This is a genomic window from Cupriavidus sp. DL-D2, from assembly GCF_039710735.1.
Lineage (GTDB): Bacteria > Pseudomonadota > Gammaproteobacteria > Burkholderiales > Burkholderiaceae > Cupriavidus.
In genome coordinates this window covers 1-2,185 of record NZ_JBDKXK010000126.1, presented here as the reverse complement: position 1 = coordinate 2,185, position 2,185 = coordinate 1, and the positions used below count along the sequence as shown (strand labels likewise).

At 62.2% G+C, this 2,185-nt stretch carries 3 protein-coding genes; all 3 read right to left on the bottom strand.

Features of this window, described 5'->3' with window-relative positions; translation table 11 throughout:
* Nucleotides 1–179: 179 nt before the first annotated feature.
* The gene (locus tag ABDB81_RS30280) at nucleotides 180–1,301 is read right to left on the bottom strand and encodes a tyrosine-type recombinase/integrase (protein WP_346814405.1); all 1,122 of its coding nucleotides are present in this window, start codon (nucleotides 1,299–1,301) and stop codon (nucleotides 180–182) included.
* Nucleotides 1,298–1,558 (bottom strand): DUF4224 domain-containing protein, encoded by a 261-nt coding sequence (locus ABDB81_RS30275; RefSeq protein WP_346814404.1) that lies wholly within the window; start codon nucleotides 1,556–1,558, stop codon nucleotides 1,298–1,300. Before ABDB81_RS30275 ends, ABDB81_RS30280 begins: the two co-directional genes overlap by 4 nt.
* Before the next feature lie 154 nt (nucleotides 1,559–1,712).
* A partial coding sequence (locus tag ABDB81_RS30270; protein ID WP_346814403.1) for a hypothetical protein occupies nucleotides 1,713–2,185 on the bottom strand: 473 nt, incomplete at its 5' end.

Here is a 2,185-nt window from a genome sequence, read left to right as displayed (position 1 = left end):
TGGTCGGAGCGATAGGATTCGAACCTACGACCCTCTGATCCCAAAGCAAAGTTCGAATCACCCGCCGAGCAGCGCTGTTCAGCCAAAAACCGTCTGCTTGCTTCCAATATTTCTGCGCTTCTCGGCCCACGACAGCATGCGGGTTTCCGGGAAACGATCAGATGGATATTGGAAGGCTTTCACCCCGCCTTCGGCACCTTCAGTCGGACCTCGCTGACCGGCACGGCGCGCGACTTCACGTAGATCTCGGTCGTCTTCGCGTCGGCATGCGCGGCTGCCACCTGCAGCTGCGCCAAGGTGTAGCCGGCGCGCTCGGCGTCGGTCAGAGCCTTGGCCCGGATGTCCTTGACCGTGTAGCCGTGGGCGTCCAGCTTGGCGCGCTTCGCCGCCCGCTTCCAGGCCGTGAGCACGGCGCTCGCCTCGTAGGGCTGGCCCTCGATCGAGTGGATCACGAACTGGCTGCTTTTCACCTTGCCCAGCGCCTGGGCCCGCTTCAGCACCCCTTTGATCTCCGGCGTGATCGGCCAGTCGACCGCTTCGGCGGTGCTGTCTTCCGTCTTCGTGGGCACGAAGTGGATCACCTCGGCATCCCAGTCCACCCAGGACGAGCCGCCGGCCGCACCCGGGTCAGCCTTCCAACGCAGCAGCCGGATCTCGGTGGAGCGCTGTGCCGTCAGGTAGCACAGGTCGATGCAGCACTGCATCATTTCACCCGCCGGCACCTTGCTGACGATCTCCTGGCCGGCCTTCGTCACGCGTACGTAGCTGGCCAGCTTGGCCCGAATGGCGCCGAAGTGGGCGTCGGTGATGTAGACGTCCCGGGCCTTGGGTTTCTTTAGCTTGACCTCGCGGCACGGGTTGGCGGCGATCAACCGTTTGCCGACGCAGTAGTCGAAGAAGCCAGACATGAACGAGCGCATGACGCGCTGCATGTGCAGCTTGCCGGTCCAGTTGTCGCGCAGGAACTGCACGACGTCGGCTGGGGCCACGGTCGCCAGGCGGAAGTCCTTGAACGCTTCTCCAGCGTACCGACCGTAGGCAGGCCACGCCTTCTCCTTGTGCTGGGCCTTGTGCAGGCGCACGTACTCGGCGATCAGCGGCCCCATGTCACCGGTGCCCGCATTGGTCTCGAAGTCGCCGATCTCGGCTTCCAGGCGCTTGAGCATCGTGCGCTGGCCATCGTCCACCCGGCACAGCCGGATCCACTTCTGGTCGCTCGGGCGCACCCAGTACCAACTGCCACCGCGCTCGTACACCCGGCTCGGCATGCCAAGGTTCGTCTTTCGCCGGCGTGCGTTCATGCGGCTCGCCCTGCGAACGAGACCTTGCGAAGGGCCGGCCTGGCGGTGGGCGTGAGCGGCACTACGTCGGCACTGCCCACGCCGGCTTTCTTGGCTTCCAGCGCGCGGTACGTCTCCCAGGTCATCATCACCCGGCCGTCGCCGCGGCGCAGCGGTTCAATCCGGAACGCGGCTTCGAGCCAGCGCGCCTGCGCAGACCATCGCTTCTTGCCGGTCAGCTCCTGCAGGTCTTCTTCGGTCATCCATCCGGTTTTCATTTTGTCGATCCCCCAAAGGCTGCGGGTGAGTTCGAAGATTCGTTCTACTGCTTGTTCCACTGAATTATTGGTTTTGAATAATTTTGACTAAACCACCTGCGGTATCCGGCGTCTGCGCGTCAACCTCAGGACGCGGGCTATGTTGGCTTGCAAGTTAAGGCTCTCTCTTACGCCACGTATAGGGCAACGGCTGATCGAATATGAATAGATGCCGCATGTTCGCTACGTTCACCACATCACGGTCTGCCGGATAGACTTCGACAGCATCAAGGCCGCCGCGTCCGATCTCACGCTTGATGCGCTGCAGTTCGTCCCATGTGATGCCGTCGTGCCACCGGTCAAGCTTGGTATCCACAGTCGTTCGATTCACTGACGCGCGCACAATGCCTTCGCTCTCTGCGAACACTTGAACGAGGAAATCTCGCGACCGCCAGAGCTCGATCAACCTATCTGGCCTATTCCAAGAGTGCTGCCAGCCGTCAACTTGTGCCAACGTCTTCGGATGCTTTGCATTCTCTCGTTCCAGAGCTCTCCGTTCTTCGCGTGTCATTTTCATTTCGAGCCCTCCGCCCCGCCATTCCCCGCAGACGGGGCGGCGAATCCGCTCCGCTTTGCAGAGGTAGCCAT